This window comes from Jiangella rhizosphaerae (assembly GCF_003579925.1).
In the GTDB taxonomy this organism is placed as follows: Bacteria; Actinomycetota; Actinomycetes; order Jiangellales; family Jiangellaceae; genus Jiangella; species Jiangella rhizosphaerae.
The window spans coordinates 1-4,417 of record NZ_QUAL01000312.1 but is presented as its reverse complement, the minus strand read 5'-3'; the positions used below and the strand labels follow the sequence as shown (position 1 = coordinate 4,417).

At 75.4% G+C, this 4,417-nt stretch carries 5 protein-coding genes; 3 read left to right on the top strand and 2 right to left on the bottom strand.

The features are described from left to right. Nucleotides 1-663 (bottom strand): FAD-dependent oxidoreductase (locus tag DY240_RS23810; RefSeq protein ID WP_158602973.1); only part of this gene is annotated, 663 nt, incomplete at its 3' end. Nucleotides 664-791: 128 nt separating this feature from the next. Here DY240_RS23810 and DY240_RS23805 point away from each other — a divergent pair. Continuing rightward, complete coding sequence (locus DY240_RS23805; RefSeq protein ID WP_119662217.1) at nucleotides 792-1,736, top strand: DUF4349 domain-containing protein; 945 nt, start codon at nucleotides 792-794, stop codon at nucleotides 1,734-1,736. On the opposite strand, the gene hemE is transcribed toward DY240_RS23805, so the two are convergent. Further along, nucleotides 1,697-2,767 (bottom strand): uroporphyrinogen decarboxylase, encoded by a 1,071-nt coding sequence (gene hemE / locus DY240_RS23800; RefSeq protein ID WP_407659377.1) that lies wholly within the window; start codon nucleotides 2,765-2,767, stop codon nucleotides 1,697-1,699. The two genes, DY240_RS23805 and hemE, sit on opposite strands and share 40 nt — an antisense overlap. A gap of 74 nt (nucleotides 2,768-2,841) precedes the next feature. Between hemE and DY240_RS23795 the strand changes: the two genes are divergently transcribed. Both DY240_RS23795 and DY240_RS23790 read left to right on the top strand, forming a co-directional pair. Continuing rightward, nucleotides 2,842-3,444 carry a DUF3000 domain-containing protein gene (locus DY240_RS23795; protein ID WP_119662215.1) on the top strand — a complete coding sequence of 201 codons (603 nt, stop codon included), beginning with the start codon at nucleotides 2,842-2,844 and terminating at the stop codon, nucleotides 3,442-3,444. Continuing rightward, a partial coding sequence (locus DY240_RS23790; RefSeq protein ID WP_199702262.1) for an HRDC domain-containing protein occupies nucleotides 3,441-4,417 on the top strand: 977 nt, incomplete at its 3' end. The genes DY240_RS23795 and DY240_RS23790, both read left to right, overlap by 4 nt.

The window sequence follows — 4,417 nt, the reverse complement described above, 5'->3', positions numbered from 1 at the left end:
GGACGATGCCGGCGTGCCCGACCCTCCGCCGGCGGCGCCGCCCGACGACACCGCCGCCACGGCCTCGCGCAGCGTCCGCGCCGTCCGGACCGCCGCGCCCAGCGCCGGCACCGTCGCGTCCAGGGACAGCTCGTCCGCCCGCCCGGCATAGACGCCGCCGAGCAGCGGCTCGACCAGCCTGTCGGCCACCGCGTCGCCGTAGCGCGACCGCACCAGCCGCCCGATCGCGACGTCCTCAGCGACGGGCAGGCCCGCGTCGGCGCGAGCGTCCAGCGCCTCCGCCGCCGCCACCTCAGACGGCGTCAGCACGCCGGCCACCCGCGCGGGGTCGGCCGGCACGCCCATCACCGTCCCCGGAGGCAGCGGCACGATCGCGCCGCGGCTCCACAACCCGGCGCCGACGGCGGCCGGGTGCACGACATCTGCACCGAGCCCCACGGCAACGGCCAGGTCGACGGCCTCGGGCCGCCGCGCCAGCAGCGATTCCGCGCCCTCGTCGACCGGCAGCCCGGCGACCTCGGACACCCGCAGGTGACCGCCGACGACCGGCTGCTTCTCGAGGACGACGATCTCGGCCGCCGGTCCGAGCGACTGTCGCAGGAACCATGCCGCCGCCAGTCCGCTGATCCCGCCGCCGACCACCGCCACGCGCGTACCGCTCACGCCGCCCAGCATCGCACGCGCCGGCCGCACGCCCGTGACCAGGTCGTTCCCCGATCGTGACCAGCGCATCCGCAACCTCGCCGCGGGCCACCCCGTCGAACCTGGCAACACGAACCTCGGGAGGCGTCATGACACGACGGACGGCGTTCGGCACGACGATGACCCTGCTCGCGGCGCTCGCGCTGGCCGGCTGCGGCGGCAGCGACGACAGCGGCGCGGACCAGACCGGCGGCTCCGCGGCCGATGCGCCGGCCGAGGCGCAGGCCGAGGCACCCGGCGGCGCCGCGGACCAGAACGCCGCCCCCGAGGCGCAGGAGGACGCGGGCGACGGCGCCGTCGCACGGACGGAGGGCGGCGTGCTCGCGGAGGTCACCTCCGCGGTCTCCGACCGGTCGATCATCTACACCATCGACCTCACCATCAGCACCGACGACGTCCAGGCCGCCGCCGGCCGCGCCGCCGCTGCCGCCGTCACCGCGGGCGGGTACGTCGCCGACGAGCAGGTCAACGGCGACCACGACGCCGTCCTCACGCTGAAGATCCCGTCGGCCGGCCACCAGGAGACGGTCGCGGAGCTTGAGACGCTCGGCGAGGTCACCAGCCGCAGCCGCGGCACCGAGGACGTCACCCAGGAGGTCGTCGACATCGCCTCGCGGATCGAGTCGCAGCGGGCCAGCATCGCCCGCATCCGGGCCCTGCTGGCCGAGGCGACGCAGCTCGCCGACGTCGTCAGCATCGAGTCCGAGCTGGCCGGCCGCGAGGCCGACCTCGACGCGCTGCTGAGCCGGCAGGAGCAGCTGGCCGGGCTGACGTCGATGGCCACGGTGACGCTGCACCTCTACCGTACCGACGAGGCGCCGCCGCCGGAGAAGGACGACGACGGCGGCTTCCTCGCCGGCCTGGCCGGCGGCTGGGACGCGTTCCTCACCGTCGGCGGCGGCTTCCTGACCGCGCTCGGCGCGGTGCTGCCGTTCGCCGCGCTGGCCGCGCTGATCGGCGTCCCCGCCTGGCAGGTCGCCAAGCGCCGACGGGGTCAGCGTGCGGCGCCGCTCCCCGACTCGCCCGTCGCCTGAACGGTCTCGACCACCCGGGCCAGCACGTCCGGGTCGGTGGTCGGGAGCACGCCGTGGCCGAGGTTGAAGATGTGCGCCGGCGCCCGCCGGCCCTCGGCCACGATGCGGTGCACCTCGCGCTCGATGACCGGCCAGTTCGCACCCAGCAGGGCGGGATCGAGGTTGCCCTGCAGCGGCTTGCCCGGCACCCGCAGCGCGGCCTCGTCCAGCGGCAGCCGCCAGTCGACGCCGACGACGTCGGCGCCGGCCGACGCCATGAGCGGCAGGAACTCCGACGTCCCGACGCCGAAGTGGATGCGCGGCACGTCGATGACGCTGTCGAGCACCTCGGCGCTGTGCGGGTGCACGTACTTGGCGTAGTCGGCGGCCGACAGCGCGCCGGCCCACGAGTCGAACAGCTGGACCGCGCTGGCGCCGGCCCGCACCTGCACGTCGAGGAACGTCGCCGAGATGCCGGCCACCCGGCTGAGCAGCTCGTGCCACAGGTCGGGGTCGCTGTGCATGAGCGCCTTGGTGACCTCGTGGTGCTTCGACGGCCCGCCCTCGACGAGGTACGACGCCAGCGTGAACGGCGCCCCGGCGAAGCCGATCAGCGGCGTGCCGCCCAGCTCGCCGACCAGCGTCCGCACCGCCTCGTCGACGAAGGACACGTCGCCGGGCTCCAGCGGGCGCAGCCGGTCGAGGTCGGCGCGGCTGCGGATGGGCTGGTCGAGCACCGGCCCGACGCCGGGCTTCACGTCGACGTCGATGCCGACGGCCCGCAGCGGCACCACGATGTCGGAGTAGAAGATGGCGGCGTCGACGCCGTATCGCCGCACCGGCTGCAGGGTGATCTCGGTCACCATGTCGGGCCGGGTGCACGACTCCAGCATCGGCACGCCCTCGCGCAGCCGCCGGTACTCGGGCAGCGATCGCCCCGCCTGGCGCATGAACCACACAGGTGGACGGCTGGTGCGCTCGCCGCGGCAGGCGCGGGCGAACAGGCTGTCGGACGGGTCCGCGGGCGCGGAGGCGTTCTCGTCGAAGGTCACGGTCACATCACTGATCGTCGCATGGCGGGCGTGCCTGCCTGACGCGACCGTCAAACGGGCCTAGTCTGCCAATTGTGGCAAGGGACACCGAGGGTCTCCAGCCGGGGGTACCGGCTGTCTTCGAGCGTGCCGTGCGGTCCCTCACATCCGCGCAGTTCCGGGCCGAGGTACGCCTCGAGCAGACGCCCGCCCCGAAGCGGCTGGCGCCGCACACCCACGCGCTCAGCGCCGACGTCTTCGTCGACGAGGCCGACGAGGACGCCACCGCCACCGGCCGGCTCGTGCTGCTGTACGACCCCGCCGGCCAGGAGGCGTGGCACGGCGAGTTCCGCCTCGTCACGTACCTGCGCGCCAGCCTCGAGCCCGAGATGGGCGCCGACCCGCTGCTGCTCGCCGTCGGCTGGACGTGGATCACCGACTCGCTGGCCGGCCGGTCCGCGCCGTACACCGCGGCCAGCGGCACCGTCACCCGTGTCGCGTCCGAGGGCTTCGGCGGCATGGCCGGCGAGCTCGCCAGCGCCGAGATCGAGATCCGCGCCTCCTGGACGCCGCTCGAGCCCGACCTCACCGCGCACGCCCTGGCCTGGGGCGACGCTTTGACGACGGCGGCCGGCCTGGTGCCGCTGCCGGCCGGGGTCGTCGCCATGCCACCCACACGTCGTAGGCGAAGCCGTTGACGGACGACGCCTCGACTCCGTTGCTGGAGCCGCGCGACGGCCTTCCGGAGGTCATCACCGACGGTGACTCCCTGAAGGCCACCATCGCGGCGTTCGCGGCCGCCGACGGGCCGGTCGCCGTCGACGCCGAGCGCGCGTCCGGCTACCGCTACGGCCACCGCGCCTACCTCATCCAGCTGCGCCGGCGGGGCGCGGGCACGGCGCTGATCGACCCGATCCCGCTGCCCGACCTCTCCGCGCTGGGCGCCGCCCTGGCCGACGCCGAATGGGTGCTGCACGCCGCGTCGCAGGACCTCCCCTGCCTCGCCGAGGTCGGCATGAAACCGGTGCGGCTCTTCGACACCGAACTGGCCGGCCGGCTGCTCGGCCTGCCGCGCGTGGGGCTCGGCCCGCTGGTCGACAGCGTGCTCGGTTACGCGCTGGAGAAGGGCCACTCGGCCGCCGACTGGTCCACCCGGCCGCTGCCCGAGGACTGGCTGCGCTACGCCGCCCTCGACGTCGAGCTGCTCATCGAGCTGCGCGATGCGCTGGAGGCCAGGCTGCGCGAGGCCGGCAAGCTCGAGTGGGCGCACGAGGAGTTCGCCGCCATCGCCGCCGCCGCACCGCAGGAGCCACGCTCCGACCCGTGGCGGCGCACGTCCGGGCTGCACCGCATCCGCGACCGCCGCCGCCTCGCCGTCGTCCGTCAGCTCTGGTATGCCCGCGACGAGCTGGCCCGGCAGCGCGACCTCTCCCCCGGCCGGGTGCTGCCCGACGCCGCGATCATCGAGGCCGCGCTGACCATGCCGACCAGCGCCGAGGCGATGTCGGCGATGCCGGTCTACCGCGGCCGGGCGCAGCGCCGCGAGCTGTGGCGCTGGTTCGGCGCCGTCGCCGACGCCCGCGCGCTGCCCGACAAGGAGCTGCCGCCGCAGACCGCCCCGTACGACGGCCCGCCGCCGCCCCGGGCCTGGGCCGCCCGCCAGCCCGACGC

What these genes read in the sequence shown, in the direction of transcription:
- DY240_RS23805 (WP_119662217.1), top strand. Translation starts at nt 792, where the DNA reads ATGACACGACGGACGGCGTTCGGCACGACGATGACCCTGCTCGCGGCG.